The 19,944-nt window shown below is 53.7% G+C and carries 18 protein-coding genes and 1 pseudogene; 16 read left to right on the top strand and 3 right to left on the bottom strand.

What is annotated here, in order from left to right; genetic code table 11:
- Positions 1 to 96: 96 nt before the first annotated feature.
- Both mtr and plsB read right to left on the bottom strand, forming a co-directional pair.
- Positions 97 to 1,344 (bottom strand): tryptophan permease, encoded by a 1,248-nt coding sequence (gene mtr, locus CX651_RS04885; protein WP_101054132.1) that lies wholly within the window; start codon positions 1,342 to 1,344, stop codon positions 97 to 99.
- The gene (gene plsB, locus CX651_RS04880) at positions 1,344 to 3,770 is read right to left on the bottom strand and encodes a glycerol-3-phosphate 1-O-acyltransferase PlsB (protein WP_101054290.1); all 2,427 of its coding nucleotides are present in this window, start codon (positions 3,768 to 3,770) and stop codon (positions 1,344 to 1,346) included. The genes mtr and plsB overlap by 1 nt, the downstream gene beginning before the upstream one ends.
- Before the next feature lie 264 nt (positions 3,771 to 4,034).
- Between plsB and lexA the strand changes: the two genes are divergently transcribed.
- From lexA to CX651_RS04850, 6 genes and pseudogenes are all read left to right on the top strand, one after another.
- Entirely contained in the window at positions 4,035 to 4,655 is a 621-nt protein-coding gene (gene lexA / locus CX651_RS04875) for a transcriptional repressor LexA (protein WP_101054130.1), read from the top strand.
- Positions 4,652 to 5,143, top strand: a complete 492-nt coding sequence (locus CX651_RS04870; protein WP_101054127.1) for a cell division inhibitor SulA — start codon at positions 4,652 to 4,654, stop codon at positions 5,141 to 5,143. The genes lexA and CX651_RS04870 overlap by 4 nt, the downstream gene beginning before the upstream one ends.
- Before the next feature lie 471 nt (positions 5,144 to 5,614).
- Positions 5,615 to 6,736 (top strand): annotated as a pseudogene (gene coxB, locus CX651_RS04865) (cytochrome c oxidase subunit II); the annotation flags it as partial.
- A gap of 18 nt (positions 6,737 to 6,754) precedes the next feature.
- Positions 6,755 to 8,365 (top strand): cytochrome c oxidase subunit I, encoded by a 1,611-nt coding sequence (ctaD, locus tag CX651_RS04860; protein WP_101054124.1) that lies wholly within the window; start codon positions 6,755 to 6,757, stop codon positions 8,363 to 8,365.
- 1 nt (position 8,366) lies between these two features.
- On the top strand, positions 8,367 to 8,930 hold the full coding sequence (locus CX651_RS04855; RefSeq protein WP_028780846.1) for a cytochrome c oxidase assembly protein: 564 nt from the start codon (positions 8,367 to 8,369) through the stop codon (positions 8,928 to 8,930).
- On the top strand, positions 8,927 to 9,802 hold the full coding sequence (locus CX651_RS04850) for a cytochrome c oxidase subunit 3 (RefSeq protein ID WP_025888193.1): 876 nt from the start codon (positions 8,927 to 8,929) through the stop codon (positions 9,800 to 9,802). Before CX651_RS04855 ends, CX651_RS04850 begins: the two co-directional genes overlap by 4 nt.
- Here CX651_RS04850 and CX651_RS04845 read toward each other — a convergent pair.
- On the bottom strand, positions 9,799 to 10,017 hold the full coding sequence (locus CX651_RS04845) for a DUF2909 family protein (RefSeq protein ID WP_025010819.1): 219 nt from the start codon (positions 10,015 to 10,017) through the stop codon (positions 9,799 to 9,801). The two genes, CX651_RS04850 and CX651_RS04845, sit on opposite strands and share 4 nt — an antisense overlap.
- Between CX651_RS04845 and CX651_RS04840 the strand changes: the two genes are divergently transcribed.
- From CX651_RS04840 to CX651_RS04795, 10 genes are all read left to right on the top strand, one after another.
- Positions 9,989 to 10,735 carry an SURF1 family protein gene (locus tag CX651_RS04840; protein ID WP_101054285.1) on the top strand — a complete coding sequence of 249 codons (747 nt, stop codon included), beginning with the start codon at positions 9,989 to 9,991 and terminating at the stop codon, positions 10,733 to 10,735. The genes CX651_RS04845 and CX651_RS04840 overlap by 29 nt on opposite strands.
- A gap of 60 nt (positions 10,736 to 10,795) precedes the next feature.
- Positions 10,796 to 11,338: a hypothetical protein gene (locus CX651_RS04835; RefSeq protein WP_101054121.1), complete on the top strand. Its 543-nt coding sequence runs from the start codon at positions 10,796 to 10,798 to the stop codon at positions 11,336 to 11,338.
- Complete coding sequence (locus CX651_RS04830) at positions 11,338 to 12,321, top strand: COX15/CtaA family protein (protein ID WP_101054118.1); 984 nt, start codon at positions 11,338 to 11,340, stop codon at positions 12,319 to 12,321. The genes CX651_RS04835 and CX651_RS04830 overlap by 1 nt, the downstream gene beginning before the upstream one ends.
- Positions 12,322 to 12,334: 13 nt before the next feature.
- Positions 12,335 to 13,240 carry a heme o synthase gene (gene cyoE, locus CX651_RS04825; protein WP_028780842.1) on the top strand — a complete coding sequence of 302 codons (906 nt, stop codon included), beginning with the start codon at positions 12,335 to 12,337 and terminating at the stop codon, positions 13,238 to 13,240.
- Between the two features lie 3 nt (positions 13,241 to 13,243).
- A complete protein-coding gene (locus CX651_RS04820) occupies positions 13,244 to 13,891 on the top strand; it encodes an SCO family protein (protein WP_101054115.1) in 648 nt (215 codons plus the stop codon).
- 105 nt (positions 13,892 to 13,996) lie between these two features.
- Complete coding sequence (locus CX651_RS04815) at positions 13,997 to 14,314, top strand: STAS domain-containing protein (protein WP_101054112.1); 318 nt, start codon at positions 13,997 to 13,999, stop codon at positions 14,312 to 14,314.
- Positions 14,292 to 14,654 (top strand): response regulator, encoded by a 363-nt coding sequence (locus CX651_RS04810; protein ID WP_101054110.1) that lies wholly within the window; start codon positions 14,292 to 14,294, stop codon positions 14,652 to 14,654. Before CX651_RS04815 ends, CX651_RS04810 begins: the two co-directional genes overlap by 23 nt.
- Before the next feature lie 21 nt (positions 14,655 to 14,675).
- Positions 14,676 to 16,766 carry a chemotaxis protein CheA gene (locus CX651_RS04805; RefSeq protein ID WP_101054107.1) on the top strand — a complete coding sequence of 697 codons (2,091 nt, stop codon included), beginning with the start codon at positions 14,676 to 14,678 and terminating at the stop codon, positions 16,764 to 16,766.
- A gap of 12 nt (positions 16,767 to 16,778) precedes the next feature.
- Complete coding sequence (locus CX651_RS04800; RefSeq protein ID WP_101054104.1) at positions 16,779 to 17,330, top strand: chemotaxis protein CheW; 552 nt, start codon at positions 16,779 to 16,781, stop codon at positions 17,328 to 17,330.
- A gap of 18 nt (positions 17,331 to 17,348) precedes the next feature.
- Positions 17,349 to 19,934 carry a methyl-accepting chemotaxis protein gene (locus tag CX651_RS04795; protein WP_101054101.1) on the top strand — a complete coding sequence of 862 codons (2,586 nt, stop codon included), beginning with the start codon at positions 17,349 to 17,351 and terminating at the stop codon, positions 19,932 to 19,934.
- Positions 19,935 to 19,944 lie beyond the last annotated feature (10 nt).

Below are 19,944 nucleotides of genomic sequence, written 5' to 3'. Positions count from 1 at the left end.
AAAACACTCGGCGTGGACGATATAAATTACTGACTTTTATAGTCTTGTCAAGAAGCCGCTCTTTCATTTCTTTGAAAAAGAGAGCAGCTTCTCGCTTCATGAATACTTAGGCAGGATACCAGCCATGGCCAACAGATGGCAGGCTGCCGTGAGTAATCCAAACAGCACCACTATGGCTATCAAAGGTGTCCCCCCCGGCACACGAAAGCCCTGGCTATCGGCGAATTGTTGTCTTGAGCGCCAAGCCATCAAGGCCGGCACTATAACGGCCCATACCGTAGCCGCCAAGGCAGCAAAGCCGATAGCAACCAGGAAGCCATCGGGAAACAACATACCCAACAAAGTCGGAGGCAGGAAAGTCACCAAGGCGGTCTTGGCCCTGCCGCTGCGACTGTCGTCAAAACCAAACAGATCTGCCAGATAATCAAACAAGCCCAGGGTTACTCCCAGGAATGAAGACGCCACCGCCAGATTGGCAAACAGAGTGAGCATGGTGTTGAGCAGCGAGTTATCCATCACCTTGGACAAGGCGCCGACCAATACCCCCATATTGCCACCCTGAGCAATAATAGCGCCGAATTCGCCGCGGGAAATATTCCCCATGGTAGCCACCAACCAACACAGGTAGATAGCCAAGGCAATAAAGGTACCAACAAAAATCGCCTTGATAATGGTGCCCGGTTGCTTGCCGTAGTATTTCACCAGCGACGGCACATTGCCATGATAGCCAAAACTCGCCAGGCCAAAAGGAATGGCCGCCCACAGATATGAGCCATAAGAGTTCTCACCATCAGGTAGTAACAACTTGCTGGTGTCTATGCCGATCAGCAGATTGCCTATCGCCAGAAAGAAGCTGATGATCATCCCGCCCAGCATTATAGTGGTGATGCGATCCACTGCCTTGGTGCTGATAAGCACCACCAGTGCCAACACCAGGGCAAACACCAAGGCGGCAAAGCTCTGCGGCAGGCTGATATCCATACCTTCCAGGCTGTGATTAACTATAGAACCGCCGCCACTGATATAGGCGTAAGTGAGGATATAGAGCACGAAGGTTATCGAGGCGCCGTTAAGCACCCGCCAGAACTGCCCCAAAGTTTCCTTGGTGAGGGTGTCAAAGCTGGCGCCCGGCTCAAAATGCAGGTTGGTTTCCAGCAGCAGCAGCCCGGACATGAACATGCAAAACCACACCCCCAACAACATAAGCACAGAGTAGCCAAACCACATGCCGGCGCCTTCTACCGGCAGCGAAAACATACCTGCACCGACTGTGGTCCCGGCGATGATCATGGCGCCGCCCAGCAAAGACGCCTTGGCAGGCGCCGCATTCATATGATTGGCCATCAGGCCTCCTGTTCGGCGGCGACGCTGTCAACTATGGTTTGCTTGACCTGAGGACGCAGTAGCTGGTTAGCATAATCTCGGGTTCGCTCTATATCATGGCGGGTATCTTCCTTGGTGAGATACCCAAGCTCTTTGAGCTTGATGCTCACAATGCCATAGAGTTTTTTGTCGTAAAACTCGGGGGCAGTAATCCCATGCAGCGCGCCCAGACGACTGGCCAACTTGTGGCTTTCCCGCTCCAAGTCGCCACGCTCAATACCCGGGTGAGCGGCCAGCAAGTTAAAGATGATGGCATAACGCTGAAGAGTTTCGCTCATGGTTTCGGCCAGCAGCGCCAGCGGATTGATCCCGGCTTCCAACACTCGGAAACCATCGGCTTCTTCGGCCACCAAACCTTTGACAATGAAACGATCCAGCAGTTGATCGGCATAGGCACTGACATCGGCCTTACCCATAAACAGTTCGGCCTGCAGCAGAGGGTAGAAATCCTCAAGCACCGCCTGCATCTGAGCTCGGCTGCACTGCTCTTGACGCACCAGGCAGCTGGCCAGCAAAGCAGGCACCATAAACAAGTGAATAATGTTGTTGCGATAGTAAGTCATGGTTACCGCAATCGACTCGTCGATTGAGATAATATCACCCAGTGCATCTTCCTGAACCGTAAACTTATTCAGCTCCAGACCTTGTTGCAGCAATTGCTTACCGTCACCTTCGGCCACCGAGATGTACTGGGTGTAAGGAACTTCCTTGAGCAGATCCAGATACAGGTCCAACTGACGTTCCAACTGGCTTCGCTCCAGCGCATTCTGCTCTGATGACAAGAGTACCAGGCTGGTAAGCGTCACGGCGCTGGCTGCTGCGGCATCGTTGATATGGGTCATCACTCGATTGGCCAGAGTATTGACAGCCGGAGTCAACCAGCTGGGTTTCTGCTCGGGATCGGCCGCCACTTCTTCGCGCCAGTTGGGTGCCGCTTCACTGAGGAAGTTCTGCAGGGTCACAGGTTCACCAAAGTTAACATAACCCTGACCAAAATTACCCAGCTTACGCAAGGCGCCAACCACCTGCCAGACAGATTCTTTTTGCTTCTTCTTGCCGCTGAGTTCTTTGTGATAAGTTGCCACTTCCATAACATGGTCATAACCCAGGTACACAGGCACCAAAGTCACCGGCCGCTCAATACCCCGCAACACAGAGTTGACTGTCATCGCCAGCATCCCTGTCTTTGGCGACAGCAGCCGCCCGGTACGGGAGCGACCACCTTCGGTGAAGTACTCGACCGAATAGCCTTTGGCAAACAACTGATCCAGATACTCACGGAACACTGCGGTATAGAGTTTATTCCCGTTGAAACTTCGGCGGATAAAGAAAGCACCACCACGACGGAATATAGGTCCGGCAGGCCAGAAGTTCAGGTTGATACCGGCGGCTATGTGGGGCGGAACCATACCCTGAAAATAGAGAATATAGGAGAGCAGCAGGTAATCCATATGACTGCGGTGGCAAGGTACATAAACTATCTCATGACCATCATGGTGCAACTGGCGTATCTGCTCGGCACCCTTAATGTTGATCCCCTTGTAGAGCTTGTTCCATAACCAAGTGAGGATCCGCTGGGCAATACGCACCAGGCTGTCTGAATAGTGGGCTGCAATCTCATCGAGATATTCCTCCGCCATCTCCCTGGCCCTGGCCTCAGGGATCTTCTTGGCTGCAGCCTCCTCCTTAATTGCCTTCTTAAGCGTTTCCGAACGTAACAATTCATTGAACAACGCCTGACGATTAGGCAGTAATGGCCCTGTCATCACCTTGCGTTGCCGACGAAAATGCACCCTGGCCACCCGAGACAACTTATGGGCAATAGCCTTGTCGGTTCCATGTTCATCGGCCATCAGCCGCAGCGATACCGCATTGGAAAACTGCACAAAGTTGTCACGTCCCAGGAACAGGATCATCAGAAACTTGCGCAGCCAAGTGGGATTTTCCCGCTCAAATACGGCGGCGCGCATGCTGTCATCTTCCTTGCCCGGAGTGCGGCCCCAATAGAGGCTCACGGGCACCAATTGAATATCCAATTCAGGATTGACCTGATGCAGGTTCAACAGCGAAGTGAAACAGCTGAGAAAAGGTTTATTGCTCTTACGCTTACCGAACAGGGGCTTGGCACCTTCCAGGCAGACGACTCTGGGGACGGTAATATCATCAACCTTGAGCGTCTCATAAGGGCAAGGCAAACCAAACTTACGGGTAACTTCCGCCAACGCCGCGATATCACTGACAGACTCCGTCTTCATCACGTAGGCCATCGGCTTGGCGAGATCCAGGTTCAAATCTGCGAAAGGATCCTGAGGCACCACAGTGGTATGCACCAGCTTGCTTTGGAGCCAGCGAAGGGATTTAAACCAGAATGAATCTTGTTTGGACATGTTTTTCAGTGTCTGAGCCACAATCAATAGCCCAATAGAATACCAGAACTTCCTGAACCTTAGCTAGGGAAGGTGCGAACCGGCCCCGACGACTCCTCTGGCAAATGCCTTGAACTCCCCATTGATGCGTAAGCCAGGCCGTCCAAATCTGCCACAGGTTGAAACATTTACCCTTCCCCTAAACGTTTCAATTTTGGTTAATACTTGCACTGATCAAAATACTGTATATACTGACAGGTACTGTATGAAAAAACAGGAATCATCATGAGACCACTGACACCGCGCCAGGCACAGATTCTGGAACTGATTAAACGCAATATAGCCGACACCGGCATGCCACCAACCCGGGCCGAAATTGCTACCCGGTTAGGCTTTAAGAGTGCCAATGCCGCCGAGGAACACCTCAAGGCGCTGGCCAAGAAAGGCTGTATTGAGATCATACCAGGCACCTCTCGCGGCATTCGTCTACCTCATGATGAACAAGCCGAGTCAGAAACCGGCCTCCCGCTAATAGGTCAGGTCGCCGCCGGTGAACCTATACTGGCACAGGAGCATGTGGAACAGTATTACCAGGTCGACCCTAGTATGTTCCATCCCAGTGCCGACTTCCTGCTGCGAGTGCGCGGCGACAGCATGAAGAATATAGGCATTCTCGAAGGTGATCTCCTGGCGGTTCACAAGGTACAGGAAGCCCGTAACGGTCAAGTCGTGGTGGCCAGGGTTGAAGATGATGTAACGGTAAAACGTTTTGAAAAGAAAGGTAATGTGGTTTATCTACATGCCGAGAACGAGGCTTACTCCCCAATCAAAGTCGACCTGACTTTTCAGCCGTTGACCATTGAAGGACTGGCGGTAGGGATAATACGCAATGGAGACTGGCTATGAGTATAATGACAGGCAACGCCCCAAGACACCCAGGCCTGTGGACAGACACCAGTATTGCCGGCAATCAGCCTTGGCAACATACAGGTATCTCCAGCTTGGCCAGCCATAGCCAGGGACGTCAGGAGTTATCGCGCCTCTGCCCTCAATTGGCGCAACTGAGCCAACAGGGGCGCTGGATTGTCTTGATTAACGCCCCGGCCAGCATAGGTTACAAGGAAACCTTAGCAAGGGCCGGTGTCAGAATGGATAGAGTGCTCTTGGTGCGCACCAAGGATGAAGTTGAAGCCTTGTGGGCAACAGAAAGAGCCCTGACCAACGGCACCTCCAGTGCAGTGATCAGTTGGATAGACAGCCTGGATGCCCGTGATAACCGCCGATTGCAGCTGGTCGCCCGTAACGCCAGAGCCATGGGCGTAGTGCTGGAAACAGGACGGCAGGCGAAAGAGATAGATAACCGCCTCAACGAACTTACCCGCTCCATCCATTGATGGTGTGTTTAAAAGGCCATTCTAGAATGGCCTTTATTCTGCGCCTTTTTGGTGCAATACCTTTCCTTAGTAAATCGACGCAAACCCGCGCTGGTCAGCCTCTCACGCAGAATTCACCTCTGGATTAACAGGCGCTTTTTTTTCATATAGTTAGAAAACATCGTGATCTTGATCAATATTTAATCTACAAGTAATGTAGGAACAACGATTGTGTTATCTCCATGCAATTCGTCGTAGGTTGACCGTCCCATTTCGATTCATAGCGAGTGGTGCCGTCGCCGGAAATGCTGAGTATATTCAGCGGTAAGTGCAACAGTGGTTACCACCTGTATACCTAGAGCTAAGTGAAACCGCCGCCGCACTTTGAAGTCATCGTTGCTTTTTTGGGAACTGAAGAGTTTGCATAGAGCAAAGACTTACTGTGTGACTCTTCTTTGTAGTTGCGAATGCAATTGACAGAGGAGATGTCTTGTGAAGCAATGGCTGTGTGTTTTGCTGACCTTGTTGTGCGTCAGCTTGTTGTCTCCAGGTGCTCAGGCAGATATGCCCTTGAATATGACTCAAGGGGTAACTGAGATCAGTGGCAAGGTGTATCACCTGCACATGATCATTCTATATATTTGCTGCGCCATAGGTTTGGTCGTATTCGGCGTGATGATCTACGCCATGATCAACCATAGAAAATCTAAAGGGGCAGTCGCGTCCCAATTCCATGAAAGTACCAAGGTAGAAATTGCCTGGACGCTTATCCCCTTCTTAATCCTAATCCTAATGGCGATCCCCGCAACCAAGACACTGATTGCCATGGAGGATCCCAGTGATGCCGACCTGACGGTCAAGATCACCGGCTCGCAATGGAAATGGCACTACAGCTATTTCGGCGAAGACATCGACTTCTTCAGCATATTGGCAACGCCGAGATCCCAGATAGAAGGCCAGGAAGCCAAGGGCGAGCACTACCTGCTTGAAGTCGACAAGCCGTTGGTATTGCCCATCAATCGCAAAGTCCGATTCTTGATGACCTCAGATGATGTGATCCACTCCTGGTGGGTGCCCGCCTTTGCTGTCAAAAAAGATGCCAACCCCGGCTTTATCAACGAGGCCTGGACCCGGATAGACAAGCCGGGGATCTACCGCGGCCAATGTGCCGAGCTTTGCGGTAAAGACCACGGCTTTATGCCGATTGTGGTGCAGGTACTGGCAGAAGAGGAGTTCGACGCCTGGATAGCAGAGCAGAAACAAGCCGCGGCTACGGCCGCCGAAGAAGCTCAGGCAGCCCTCAGTGAGACCATGAGCCATGATGAGGCCATGGCGCTTGGCGAACAGATCTATATGGCGCGCTGCGCCGCCTGTCATCAGCCCAACGGCGCCGGACTTCAAGGGGTATTCCCTGGGCTCAAGGGCAGTGCTATTGCCATAGGCCCAATAGCTGCCCATCTGGACATAGTGATCCATGGCAAGACAGGCACCGCCATGCAGGCCTTCGGCAAACAGATTACCGCCAAGGAACTGGCCGCTGTGGTGACCTATGAGCGTAATGCCTGGGGCAATAACACAGGCGACACAGTGCAAGCCGCCGACGTCAATAACCACGGGCAGTAGGGGGAGAAGATGAACTCATTCAGTCAAGATGCGAAAGCCGGCGTTCAGGAAATCACTGAGCAGGAACACCAGCATCATCACGCCCCCAAGGGGATCATGCGCTGGTTGCTGACCACCAACCATAAAGATATAGGCACACTCTATCTCTGGTTCAGCTTCATCATGTTCCTGATAGGGGGCGCCATGGCCATGGTGATCCGTGCTGAGTTATTCCAGCCCGGATTGCAACTGGTCGAGCCCAACTTCTTTAACCAAATGACCACAGTTCATGGCCTTATCATGGTTTTTGGCGCCGTGATGCCGGCCTTTACCGGTCTGGCCAACTGGTTGATCCCCATGATGATAGGTGCGCCGGATATGGCGCTGCCGCGGATGAACAACTGGAGCTTCTGGATTTTGCCTTTCGCCTTCTTAATCCTGCTTAGCTCATTGTTTATGGAAGGCGGCGGCCCCAATTTTGGCTGGACCTTCTATGCCCCATTGTCGACCACTTATAGCGCCGACAGCACTGCCTTGTTTGTTTTCTCAATACATATCATGGGGATAAGCTCAATCATGGGGGCGATCAACGTGATAGTCACCATAGTGAATCTGCGCGCACCTGGCATGAACTGGATGAAGCTGCCCCTGTTCGTCTGGACCTGGCTTATCACCGCTTTCCTTCTGATAGCCGTCATGCCGGTATTGGCCGGGGCTGTGACCATGGTACTGACAGACAAATTCTTCGGCACCAGCTTCTTCGATGCCGCCGGCGGCGGAGATCCTGTGATGTTCCAGCATATTTTCTGGTTCTTCGGCCACCCCGAGGTGTACATAATGATCTTGCCGTCATTCGGCATCATCTCGGCCATCATTCCGGCATTCAGCCGCAAGCCTTTGTTTGGCTACGCCTCAATGGTCTACGCCACTGCCAGCATCGCGATCCTCTCCTTCCTGGTGTGGGCACACCACATGTTCACCACAGGTATGCCTGTCTTTGCCGAACTCTTTTTTATGTACTGCACCATGCTGATTGCCGTGCCAACCGGGGTCAAGGTATTCAACTGGGTTGCCACCATGTGGCGAGGATCCATCAGCTTTGAAGCCCCTATGATGTTCGCCTGTGCCTTTATTATTCTCTTCACCATAGGCGGCTTCTCCGGCCTGATGTTGGCAATCACCCCAGCCGACTTCCAATACCATGACACTTACTTTGTGGTTGCCCATTTCCATTATGTGCTGGTCACCGGCGCCATCTTCTCCATCATGGCCGCCGCCTATTACTGGCTACCCAAGTGGACCGGGCATATGTACAGCGAGACCTTGGCCAAGTGGCATTTTTGGTGTTCGGTCATTTCGGTCAATGTGTTGTTCTTCCCGATGCATTTCCTCGGGTTGGCCGGTATGCCCAGACGCATCCCCGACTACTCGGTGCAGTTTGCCGATGTCAATCAGATTGTCTCCATAGGCGGTTTTGCCTTTGGCCTGTCACAGCTGATATTTCTGGTGCTGGTGATCAAGTGTATTCGCGGCGGCGCCCAGGCTCCGGCCAAACCTTGGGAAGGTGCCCAGGGGCTTGAGTGGACACTCCCAAGTCCGGCGCCTTATCACACCTTCAGCACTCCGCCGGAGATTAAGTGATATGGCAGACTCCCGCCCTGACAACCGTAAACTGGTACGCCTGCTGCTGCTTGGCGCCGTAGCCATGTTCGGCTTCGGCTTTGCCCTGGTGCCGCTCTATGACGTGCTTTGTCAGCAGTTGGGCATCAATGGCAAGACCAACACCAGCGCCGCCACTTATAGTGCCCAAGTGGATAACAGCCGCTTGGTCACTGTGGAGTTTATCTCTCAGGTGGCCAAGGGAATGCCGTGGGAGTTCAAGCCGGAAGTGACCCGTATCAAGGTGCATCCCGGCCAGTTGACCCATACCCGCTTTCTGGCCCGCAACCTGTCACACCAATACAAGATAGGTCAGGCGATCCCTTCCGTTTCACCGGGACAAGGCGCCGCCTACTTCAATAAAACCGAGTGCTTCTGTTTCAATCAGCAGCCGCTGGCTGCCGATGCCAGTGCCGAGCTGCCGCTGGTGTTTTACGTGGATCCGGACCTGCCGGACTCCATCAGCACTCTGACCCTCTCTTACACCCTCTATGACATCACGGATAGACAGATATCCGATGCCCTGGAGCAAGGAGCAGCGAAATGACCAGTAAACATGAACACTATTATGTTCCGGCTCAAAGCGCCTGGCCGATTGTCGGCGCATTGGGGCTTTTCCTTATCGCCTATGGTGCCGGTACTTATGTATCCCAGCTCAAGTCTGACGGGGGCCACGGCAGTTACGTACTGCTGGCGGGAATTGCCGTCATTCTGTTCATGCTGATTGGCTGGTTCAGAAACGTGATCCATGAATCCATGAGTGGTCTCTATTCGCCACAGATGGACAGGTCATTTCGTCAGGGAATGAGTTGGTTCATCTTCTCTGAGGTGATGTTCTTTGCGGCCTTTTTCGGCGCCCTCTTCTATGCCCGTATGGTGGCCGTGCCTTGGTTGGGTGGCGCATCCAACAATGCCATGACCAACGAAGTGCTCTGGCCCGGATTCAGCGCAGGCTGGCCCTTACTGAAAACCCCGGACGGTACTGAAACCCAAGCCATGGGTTGGAATGGTTTACCCCTTTTCAACACCATTATTCTGCTCACCTCCTCTATTACCCTGCACTTTGCCCACCTAGGGTTAGAGAAAGGCAAACGCACCGCCTTAACCCTCTGGCTTGGACTCACCATCTTGCTGGGACTGGCCTTTCTAATCTTGCAGGGAGAGGAATATGTCCATGCCTACACTGAGCTGGGGCTGACGCTGCAGTCCGGTGTCTATGGCAACACCTTCTTCCTGCTGACAGGTTTCCACGGTATGCATGTGACTCTGGGCACGCTATTCCTGTTGGTGCTGTTTTTCAGGGTTTTAAAGGGGCACTTCAGCGCTGAGCGTCACTTTGCCTTTCAGGCCGGCAGCTGGTATTGGCACTTTGTCGATGTGGTTTGGCTATGCCTGTTTGTTTTTGTGTATGTGCTTTAGTAAGGCCGGGGATTGGGGGAAATAATCCCCAGCGCCAATGCCAGCAGCAACAAAAGAACCACCAGCGCCGAAAACAACACCCGGCGGCCAAGAAAACGGCTCATGGGAACAGATGAATCGCCGCGCACCATGATCCACAGGGCGCGACCAAGGTTGAAAATGATGAACAGCAGTAGCAGTACCAATATGACTTTAAAGAAAAAACTGACTGACATTCACTCTCCCATCCCTTGGGGGCGTTACCTTGCACTGTTATTTACTTTGGGGCTGTTTCTACTCATGGTCAAGCTGGGATTCTGGCAACTGCAGCGCGCTGAAGAAAAGCAACTATTGGCTCAGGAGATTGCCGCCAAAGCGGATGCGGGGCCAAACAGTTTTTCAGCTCTGCTGAGGCAAGACCCTGGCAGCCGGCTCACAGGGCAGAAACTGCAGCTGAGTGCCAATGTATTGAGCGGCAAGCAATTGCTGCTGGACAACCAGGTGTATCAGGGACGCGTGGGCTACCTGTTGCTGCAACCTCTGCAAGTTGAGCCGGAGCAACCCTGGCTATTGCTGGAGCTGGGGTTTATCCCAGCCGCAGAAAAACGCAGTGAACTGCCAGAGATATTGCCATTACCGCCACGCCTCACCCTCGAAGGCCGATTGTGGCAAAAGGGCAGTAACCCACTGAGCCAGGAGCTCTTGGCCGAAGCCGGTTGGCCCAAGCGAATACAAAATCTCAACTGGCCGCAGCTCGAGCACTTGCTTGGGCACAAACTGATCCCGGCCGTGCTGCAGCCGGAGCAACTGGAAGGTGTGGACTTGCCAAGACCCTGGCAGCCATTGCCCATGTCGGCTGAAAAGCACCTGGGTTATGCCCTGCAGTGGTTTTCCATGGCTGCCGCCCTGTTGTTACTGCTTGTCTGGTGGCGCTGGAAACTGAATCGACACTAACCACACTAACCATAGGGCGAGCTGAATTCAGAACGCCCAATTACAGCAAGAGGAGCCAGGATGAACTCCCGAACCCAAAGACCACTCTTAATACTACTGCTGGCCTTTGCCCTGCCGGTGATACTGGCAAAACTGGTACTGAGCTTCGAGCTATATCAAGGCGGGGCCACCAATAAGGGCCAGTTGCTGCCGGCTAATCTGGGTTATCAGCAACTTGGGCTCGACAACCCGCTTCCCGGCCGCTGGCAAGTCCTATACCTGATACCGGCCAACTGCGATGAACTATGCCAGGAACGACTCTTCATATTGCAGCAGAGCCATACGGCGCTGGGTGCCGAGATGGACAGGGTCGACACCCTGATTTTCATCAACCGGGAAAGCGACACGGAAGCTCCGCTAAACAACGACTTTCATCGAGTCACTCTGGATAAACCTCTGACCGCCGAGAATCCATTACAGCAGCAGATGTTGGTGATAGTCGACCCTCTGGGCGCTTGGGTGTTGGCCTATCCCGGGGTAGTGGATCACCAGAGCCAACTCCTGCAGGGCAAGGCCTTGGTCAGCGACCTGCGTAAGCTGTTGAAACTCTCGAGGGTGGGCTGATGAAACTGAACTTGCTACTGAAGATGACCCTCATCTGCACTCTGACGGTCATCCTGTTGGGCGCCTACACCCGGCTGTCGGATGCCGGCCTTGGCTGCCCCGACTGGCCCGGTTGCTATGGCCATCTCAAGGTGCCTTCTCAGGCCCATGAATTGGCTCATGTCGAACGCCACTTTCCGGGACAAGAAATAGAACCCAAGAAAGCCTGGCTGGAGATGATCCACAGATATGTGGCCGGCTCGCTGGGGATTCTGGTATTACTTATTTTGATCCAGAGTTGGCGTGGCAGCGCAACCCCGAAGAAGCTGCCGGGACTGATCGCCGCCCTGATCGTATTTCAAGCGCTGCTGGGAATGTGGACTGTGACCATGAAACTGATGCCCGTCGTGGTCATGTCTCACCTGCTCGGGGGATTCACCCTGTTTTCGCTGCTGTTGCTGCTGTATCTCAGGCTCCGACCGCTGCAAATCCCGGATGGCGATCCCAAAGCCCGCACCTTGGCGCCTTTGGCCATGGTGGCGCTGGCTGTTGTGGTACTGCAAATTATGCTTGGCGGCTGGACCTCCTCCAACTACGCCGCCCTGGCCTGCACAGAGTTGCCTATCTGCGAAGGTGACTGGAGCAGCAACCTACGTCTGGCAGATGCCTTCTCTCCTTTTCAGGGGCAGCATCCCAGCTTTGAGTTCGGCGTATTGGATTATCACACCCGGATGACCATACATATTGCCCACCGAATAGGTGCCCTGCTGACCGCGATACTAGTACTCACCCTGGCATTCATGCTCTGGCGCAGAGCCGACTCGAGCATGTTGAAGCGCTCGGCTCTGGTACTCACCTTAGTGCTGGGATTACAGCTGTCATTGGGCCTGGCCAACGTCTTGCTGCATCTGCCGCTGCCGGTGGCGGTTGCCCATAACGGCGGCGCAGCCCTGCTGCTGCTGACTTTGGTATTCATCAACTATGCGCTTTGGCGTAAAGCCTGAAGAGGGACTGTTTATGGCCAAACTACTCTCCATAGCCCAGGATGCGACCCGCACAGAGATCTCCTGGCGCGATTACCTGGAAATGACCAAGCCCAAGGTGGTGGCGCTGATGCTGCTCACCGTCCTGGTGGGCATGTGCCTGGCGTTGCCCGGTGCCGTCCCCCTACAGCCCTTGCTTGCCGGGCTAATGGGAATCGCCATGATGGCGGGCTCGGCGGCCGCCTTGAATCACCTTATCGATCGACGCATTGATGGCCTGATGGCCCGCACTTATAACCGCCCCTTACCCAAGGGACGAGTGAGCGTGAGCCGAGCCTTGAGCTTTGCCGTCTTGCTTGGATTGGCGGGCTTTACCCTACTCTATTGGCTGGTGAATCCACTCACCGCATGGTTAACCTGTGCCAGCCTGATTGGCTACGCCCTTATCTATACCGCCTATTTAAAGCGGGCAACCCCCCAAAATATCGTGATAGGTGGCCTTGCCGGTGCCATGCCGCCTCTGCTGGGTTGGACGGCGGTAACCAATGACTTTCACGGCCACGCCTGGCTGTTGGTGATCATTATTTTCACCTGGACTCCACCTCATTTCTGGGCCTTGGCCATTCACCGTCAAAAAGAGTACGCCAAGGTGGATATCCCCATGTTGCCTGTGACTCACGGGGTAGAATTTACCAAGACCTGTATTCTGCTCTACACCCTTCTGCTGGCCATCGCCTGCTTATTGCCGGTTTTGGTTGGCTTGAGTGGCCCCGTCTATCTGCTGGCTTCCACCATTCTCAGTTGCCTGTTTATCTACAAGGCCTGGCAACTCAAGTTTGCCGACCGCCCCGGGCTGGCGATGGCCGTGTTCCGTTTCTCCATCTATCAGCTGATGCTGCTGTTTATTGCCCTGCTTGTGGATCATTACCTCTGGAGTTGAATCATGAAGAAACGCATCTTGGTGGCGGGTATTTTACTCATAGGTCTTGGCTGTTTGGCCAGTGTGCAGCTGTTTCACCGACCTTCGTCTCAGCCGCCGCAGGCACTGAAAACCAGCTTTCAATATGAAACTCCAAGGCCACTGCAGCCCTTTGAGTTGCAGGACCAAAACGGTCATCAATTCGATAATGACAAGCTAAAACAGAAATGGAGTCTGATTTTCGCCGGTTACACCTCCTGCCCGGACGTATGTCCCACCACCCTTGGCAAACTCAGTGCCGTCTACCCGAAACTGGCACAAGTGGCACCGATACAGGTGATACTGCTTAGTGTCGACCCTGAGCGTGACAGCCAAAGTAAACTCAAAGACTACCTGGCCTTCTTTAATCCCGAATTCATAGGTTTGCGGGCCGAGCACCCGGCATTACTGCCCTTCAGCCGCGATCTGGGCCTGGTGTATTCGCTGGTCGGCGATGGCCCTGACTACCAAGTGGATCACAGCGCCTCTTTGATTCTGATCTCGCCAGACGGCCGCCGCTACGCCACCATCAAGCCCAGTTCACAGACACCCGGACAACTGCCGCAAATCCGCAACGATGAACTGCTGGCCGACTTTCGCACTCTGGTTACTCAGTATCAAGGGCCTCACTAACTCCCTAAAGAGCCTAGTAGATTCATATACCATTTTTCTTTTGAAAATAGGCAGAAGTGAAATTTGCCGACTATCTTTTGTGTGTTGGGAAAACAGGGAAGCACTATGTCCATCGACACACTGGCACTGGGAACAGAAATAAACATTCGTAATATTCAGCCACTCTACCAACAATTATTGGAACTCCTGCATCGGGTCGATGAATTGATCCTGGATGCCGGTGAGTTGCACAAGGTGGATACTGCCGGCGCCCAGTTGCTGTACCTGTTTGCGCTGAGTTGCGACAAGCGAGGGTTGAAACTGTCATGGCAACAGGCTCAACCCGCCTTTATCGCTCAACTGATGCGCCTGGGTATCAGGATCCCGACACTCGATTCAGATTTTGAAAAGGAAACGCTCAATGAAGACTATCCTCGCAGTTGATGATTCAGCCTCCATGCGGCAAATGGTGAGCTTTACCCTCAAGACAGCAGGTTTCGACGTGACCGAAGCCAACAATGGCGAGGAAGCGTTGAAAGTAGCCCAAGGCAGAGAGTTTGACCTGGTGATATCGGACGTCAACATGCCAATTATGGATGGTATCGAGCTGATACGTAACTTGCGCGAGCTACCCAACTACAAGTTTGTGCCCATGTTGATGCTGACCACAGAGTCGACCTCAGACAAGAAGCAACAGGGACGAGCCGCCGGAGCCACAGGTTGGATAGTCAAACCCTTCAACCCGGATCAGCTGTTGGCCACGGTTCGCAAAGTATTGGGTTAGCCTCCGGCAAGGAGCGGATATATGGACATAGATCTGAGCCAATTCACCCAAGTGTTCTTTGAAGAAAGCCTCGAAGGCCTGGAGGTCATGGAATCTGAGCTGCTGAAACTGACCGTGCCGCAACCGGATCCGGAAACCATAAATACCATTTTTCGTGCCGCCCATTCGATTAAGGGAGGCAGCGCCACTTTTGGTTTCAACCAGGTCGCCGGATTCACCCACTTACTGGAAACCCTGTTGGATGAAATCCGTGATGGCCGCCGGGAAATGACCGCCAATCATCAGGATATGTTGCTCTTGTCGGTGGATCTGCTGCGCAACATGCTGCAGGCCTTGATGGCAGGTCAAAGCTTTGAATCACCCCAGCAACAAGAGCTGGAAAACCGCTTCAATCAGGAACTGTCCGAAGTTGCCGGGGTCGAAGAAGCACCGGATAACGCCAGCCAAAGCAATGAAAAGTCAGCAGCCAAAGTATCAGAAACCAAAGATTCTGAAACCAAAGAAATTGGGCTCAGCTGGCAGATAGATTTCCATGCCGGCGCAGACATTCTCAGATGCGGCAACGACCCCATTTTGATGTTCAACGAGCTTGCCGAGCTGGGTGAGCTAAAGGTCAGCCTGCCTGCGCAGGAACTGCCTGAGTTTGAAGACCTGGATCCCGAATCCTGCCGTCTGTATTGGCAGCTGCAACTCGACACAGAGGCGCCACTTGAGCGGATAAAAGAGGTGTTTGAGTGGGTCGAGGACGACTGTGAAATCCATTATCAGCAGTTACCCGCCAAGGCACAGCTTGTCGAAGGTGTTTCTCCGCAGGAACAAGCCCCTATCTCGACTTCTGCCCCAGTCTCCCAAGAGCCACAGGTCGCAGCCACCACAGCCAAAGTGGAGTCCGGCAAGGCTGTTGCCAAAACGGCGGAAACCAGTTCTATCCGGGTCAGCACCGACAAGATAGACATGCTGATCAATATGGTGGGTGAGCTGGTGATCACCCAGGCTATGCTGGGGCAGATAGGCCAACAGGAACACATTGACGATAACGCCCTGCTGTCACTGCAGCAGGGGCTGGAGCAATTGGCCAATCACACCCGGGATCTGCAGGAAAGCGTGATGCAGATCCGCATGCTGCCTATCAGCTTCGCCTTCAACCGTTTCCCCCGCTTGGTACGCGATATAGGTCAGCAGCTGGGCAAGAAGGTCGAGCTGATCCTCAAAGGTGAGGAGACAGAGCTCGACAAGACAGTGATGGAGAAAATTGTCGACCCCATGGTGCATCTGGTACGTAACTCCTTGGATCACGGCATTGAATCCCCTGCCGTGCGCAGTGCCAAGGGTAAACCGGAAACCGGCAGGATCACCCTCAACGCCTTCCATCAAGGCGGCAATATCGTCATAGAAATAACCGACGACGGCGCCGGATTGGATACCGGCAGAATTCTCGCCAAGGCCAGAGATAAAGGCTTGGTCGGTGCTGAAGAGGAACTCAGCACAGAGGCGATTCAGCAGCTCATCTTTAAACCCGGCTTTTCTACCGCCGACAGCGTCTCCGACCTCTCTGGCCGGGGCGTGGGTATGGATGTGGTCAGACGCAACATTCAAGCACTCAGCGGCAGTGTGGAGCTGGCCTCGACGCCCGGCAAGGGTAGCCGTTTTACCATTCGCTTGCCTTTGACCCTGGCTATTCTCGACGGCCAGTTGGTGAGGGTCGGCGAGCATACTTATGTGGTGCCGCTGGTCTCCATCTATGAGTCGTTGCAAGTGGAAAGCAGCAAGGTCAACAAGCTGTCTGAAGAGCACGAAGTGATCCGCCTGCGAGACGAGTACCTGCCGGTCATCCGCGTTTATCAGGAGTTCAATCACCTGGCTCAGGCCAAAGAGGTCAAAGAGGGGCTGGTGATGGTGGTGGACAACAACAACCAAAAAGTCGGCCTGCTGGTCGATGAGTTGCTGGCGCAGCAACAAGTGGTGATCAAGAGTCTGGAAGACAACTACGCCAAAGTGCCCGGGGTGTCCGGTGCCACCATTCTCGGTGACGGCCGGGTAGCGCTGATAGTGGATATTCCCGGACTCGTGACCATGTCTGGCCTCAATCAAACTCAGGAACATGCAGCCTAGAAGGGAAGCGCAATGACAGAATCCAACCCTGCAACATCAGCAGCTGCAAAAGATCAATCACAGCAATACCTCACCTTTATGATGGCCGATGAGGAATATGGCGTCGATATTCTCTCGGTGCAGGAGATCCGTGGCTGGGAAGCAACCACGGTGATTCCCAATGCACCGCCCCATGTCAAAGGGGTGATCAATCTGCGCGGCACCATAGTTCCCATCATAGATCTGCGCCAAAGGTTCGGTATCAAGACCCTGGCATATGGCCCAACCACAGTAGTAATAGTGCTGAAGGTGCACCTGGATAAACAGTACAAGGTGATGGGCATAGTGGTGGATGCCGTTTCCGATGTTTTCAGTATCACCCAAAGCGAGATCCGCAGTGCGCCCGATTTTGGCCAGGACACAGACATGCGTTTCATCCATGGGCTCACCTGTGTGGCCGATAAGATGGTCATACTATTGAATATCAATATGTTACTCGGTAATGAAGTGCTGCCGGATGCATCACAACTTTCCAGTTTGCTGCAGCAACTGGACTTGGAACAGCCTCAGGCTGCCAACCTTTAAGACATCGAGGAAAGAAGAATGGATGCCGCCAATGCCAACATAATCAACAGCAATCCCTGGAATCTGCTTGGCTTAATCACGGGCATCGCCGTGATGGCGCTCATGCTGCTAGGCCAAGATCCCAATATCATTATTATTCTGCAGGGCGTCACCCTGGTTTGCATACTGCTTGGGCTATTGCACTCACTCAAGCACAAAGGCACCCTGGATAGCGCCATCAACCAACTGCAGCGGTTGCTGAAAGACGGCACGCAGCAGTTTGCCGAGCTTAATCTTCCGGGCTGGCAGCCACTGCTGGACGAGCTCAGTCGTTGGCGTCAGGGCCAGCAACAGCAGCAAGCCATTCTCAAGGCTCTGGATATCTGCCAGGCCAATGTGATGGTGGCCAATCCAGCCGGTGATATTCTCTACTTCAACCACTCGCTGCAACAAACCATGCAGGACGCCGAGGCCGACATTCAAGAGGTATTGCCCCAATTCCAGGCCGACAAGCTGCAGGGCGCCAATATGGATGTTTTCCACCGCAACCCTGAGCATCAAAAGAAATTGATCGCCGGCTTGGAGCAAGTTTACTCGACTCAGATCAAGGTAGGTCGTCGTACCTTCAGCCTGATAGCTTCGCCGGTATTCGACGAAAACAAGCAGCGTATTGCCACTGTGGTCGAATGGCAGGATCTCACCGAAGCCCTTAGCAAACAACAATTGGAGCAGCAAAGCGCTACAGAAAATACTCGCATCAAGCAGGCACTCAATGTCTGCCAGGCCAATGTGATGGTCGCCGATACCGACTACAAGATCATCTACCTGAACGACTCACTGAATGAAATGCTGGCCGGCAATGAGCAAAAGCTGCAACAGGAGTTGCAGGCCTTCAACATGAGCGAGCTGATTGGCAGCAATATCGATATCTTCCATCGCCATCCTGAGCATCAGCGACAATTGCTGGACCAGCTCACCGACAGCTATAACACCCGCATCAAGGTGGCCGGGCTAACATTTAATCTGATTGCCACCCCGGTATTTGAACAGGGCAAGCGTACCGGAACCGTGGTGGAGTGGCAGGATATCACCGCCAGCCTGGCCAAAGAGCAGCAGGAAAAACAGCTGGCGGCCGAAAATGCCCGCATTCGTCAGGCATTGGATAATGTCAGTTCAAATACCATGGTGGCGGATAACGACGGCAATATCATCTACCTCAACCAGGCTGTGCAGCAGATGTTTCAGGCAGCCGAGAAAGATATTCTCCGCGACCTGCCCACGTTCAATGCCGGCAAACTGCTTGGACAAAATATCGATGGATTCCACAAGGTCCCCAGCCACCAGCGCAATATTCTCGCCGGATTGACCGAGACCTACGACAGCCAGCTGCAAGTTGGCGGCCGTACCTTCAGAATCATTGCCAACCCGATACTGGACCCGGAACAGGGGCGAATTGGCACTGTGGTTGAATGGGCCGACCGTACCGATGAAGTGGCCATAGAGCAGGAGATTGACGCCATTATCACGGCGGCCAACGACGGCGATCTGAGCCGCCGCCTGGATATTCACAACAAGGAAGGCTTCTTCCTTAATCTCTCCAGCGGCCTCAACCGCTTGGTCGGCATAGCCGATAATGTCATCTCCAAAATCGCCGATATCTTCGATGGCCTGGCCAAGGGGCAACTGGATCGAAAACTAGATGGCGAATATCAGGGTCAGTTTGCCAAGCTGCAGCAAGATGCCAATGCCACCATCAGTAAGTTGACCGAAGTGATTGGGGGCATCAATGACTCAGCCAATACTGTCACTTCGGGAGCCGAAGAGATAGCTCAAGGCAACGCCGACCTTAGCCAGCGTACCGAAGAGCAGGCCGCCTCCCTGGAGCAAACCGCCTCCAGCATGGAGGAGATGACAGCTACTGTGAAGCAAAGCGCCGAAAATGCCACTCTGGCCAATAACTTAGCCCAGCAGGCCAGCGAGAAGGCAGGCGAAGGCGGCAAGGTAGTCAAACAGGCCGTCAGCGCCATGGAGGAGATCAACACCTCGAGCAAACGCATTGCCGACATCATCAGCGTGATAGATGAAATCGCCTTTCAGACCAACCTGCTGGCGCTGAATGCTGCGGTCGAGGCTGCCAGAGCCGGAGAACAAGGCCGTGGTTTTGCCGTAGTGGCCGGAGAGGTACGTAACCTGGCACAGCGCAGCGCCGGTGCCGCCAAAGAGATTAAGGAGCTGATCCGCGACAGCGTCAACAAGGTCACAGATGGAACCCAGTTGGTCAATCAATCCGGTGAAACCCTGCAGGAGATAGTGCAGGCCGTTTCTAAAGTTGCCGGCATGATCAACCAGATCAGCATAGCCGCAGAGCAGCAGTCGGTTGGGATCCAGGAGGTCAATAAGGCGGTATCGCAGATGGATGAAATGACTCAGCAAAACGCCGCCTTGGTGGAACAGGTCTCGGCAGCAGGAGATGCCATGGCCGAACAGGCCAGAAGCATGAAGCGTCAATTGGGCTTCTTCAATACCGCCAATCTGGAAAAGGGCGCCGGCAAGCCCCTGACCCTGATCGCCGGGGATAAGTCCCCCAAGATCCGTGTCAGTTCAGAAGAGTGGAGCGAGTTCTAGGAGATACTGA

The organism is Shewanella chilikensis, from assembly GCF_002836945.1.
GTDB lineage: Bacteria > Pseudomonadota > Gammaproteobacteria > Enterobacterales > Shewanellaceae > Shewanella > Shewanella chilikensis.
Note: the sequence above shows the minus strand (reverse complement) of the source record. Positions and strands in the feature narration are given on the sequence as shown.

What these genes read in the sequence shown, in the direction of transcription:
- ctaD (WP_101054124.1), top strand. Translation starts at nt 6,755, where the DNA reads ATGAACTCATTCAGTCAAGATGCGAAAGCCGGCGTTCAGGAAATCACT.
- CX651_RS04810 (WP_101054110.1), top strand. Translation starts at nt 14,292, where the DNA reads ATGAAGACTATCCTCGCAGTTGATGATTCAGCCTCCATGCGGCAAATG.
- CX651_RS04840 (WP_101054285.1), top strand. Translation starts at nt 9,989, where the DNA reads ATGACTTTAAAGAAAAAACTGACTGACATTCACTCTCCCATCCCTTGG.
- plsB (WP_101054290.1), bottom strand. Translation starts at nt 3,770, where the DNA reads ATGTCCAAACAAGATTCATTCTGGTTTAAATCCCTTCGCTGGCTCCAA.
- CX651_RS04845 (WP_025010819.1), bottom strand. Translation starts at nt 10,017, where the DNA reads ATGTCAGTCAGTTTTTTCTTTAAAGTCATATTGGTACTGCTACTGCTG.
- CX651_RS04870 (WP_101054127.1), top strand. Translation starts at nt 4,652, where the DNA reads ATGAGTATAATGACAGGCAACGCCCCAAGACACCCAGGCCTGTGGACA.
- CX651_RS04855 (WP_028780846.1), top strand. Translation starts at nt 8,367, where the DNA reads ATGGCAGACTCCCGCCCTGACAACCGTAAACTGGTACGCCTGCTGCTG.
- CX651_RS04850 (WP_025888193.1), top strand. Translation starts at nt 8,927, where the DNA reads ATGACCAGTAAACATGAACACTATTATGTTCCGGCTCAAAGCGCCTGG.
- CX651_RS04815 (WP_101054112.1), top strand. Translation starts at nt 13,997, where the DNA reads ATGTCCATCGACACACTGGCACTGGGAACAGAAATAAACATTCGTAAT.
- CX651_RS04830 (WP_101054118.1), top strand. Translation starts at nt 11,338, where the DNA reads ATGAAACTGAACTTGCTACTGAAGATGACCCTCATCTGCACTCTGACG.
- CX651_RS04835 (WP_101054121.1), top strand. Translation starts at nt 10,796, where the DNA reads ATGAACTCCCGAACCCAAAGACCACTCTTAATACTACTGCTGGCCTTT.
- CX651_RS04800 (WP_101054104.1), top strand. Translation starts at nt 16,779, where the DNA reads ATGACAGAATCCAACCCTGCAACATCAGCAGCTGCAAAAGATCAATCA.
- cyoE (WP_028780842.1), top strand. Translation starts at nt 12,335, where the DNA reads ATGGCCAAACTACTCTCCATAGCCCAGGATGCGACCCGCACAGAGATC.
- lexA (WP_101054130.1), top strand. Translation starts at nt 4,035, where the DNA reads ATGAGACCACTGACACCGCGCCAGGCACAGATTCTGGAACTGATTAAA.
- CX651_RS04805 (WP_101054107.1), top strand. Translation starts at nt 14,676, where the DNA reads ATGGACATAGATCTGAGCCAATTCACCCAAGTGTTCTTTGAAGAAAGC.
- CX651_RS04820 (WP_101054115.1), top strand. Translation starts at nt 13,244, where the DNA reads ATGAAGAAACGCATCTTGGTGGCGGGTATTTTACTCATAGGTCTTGGC.
- mtr (WP_101054132.1), bottom strand. Translation starts at nt 1,344, where the DNA reads ATGGCCAATCATATGAATGCGGCGCCTGCCAAGGCGTCTTTGCTGGGC.
- CX651_RS04795 (WP_101054101.1), top strand. Translation starts at nt 17,349, where the DNA reads ATGGATGCCGCCAATGCCAACATAATCAACAGCAATCCCTGGAATCTG.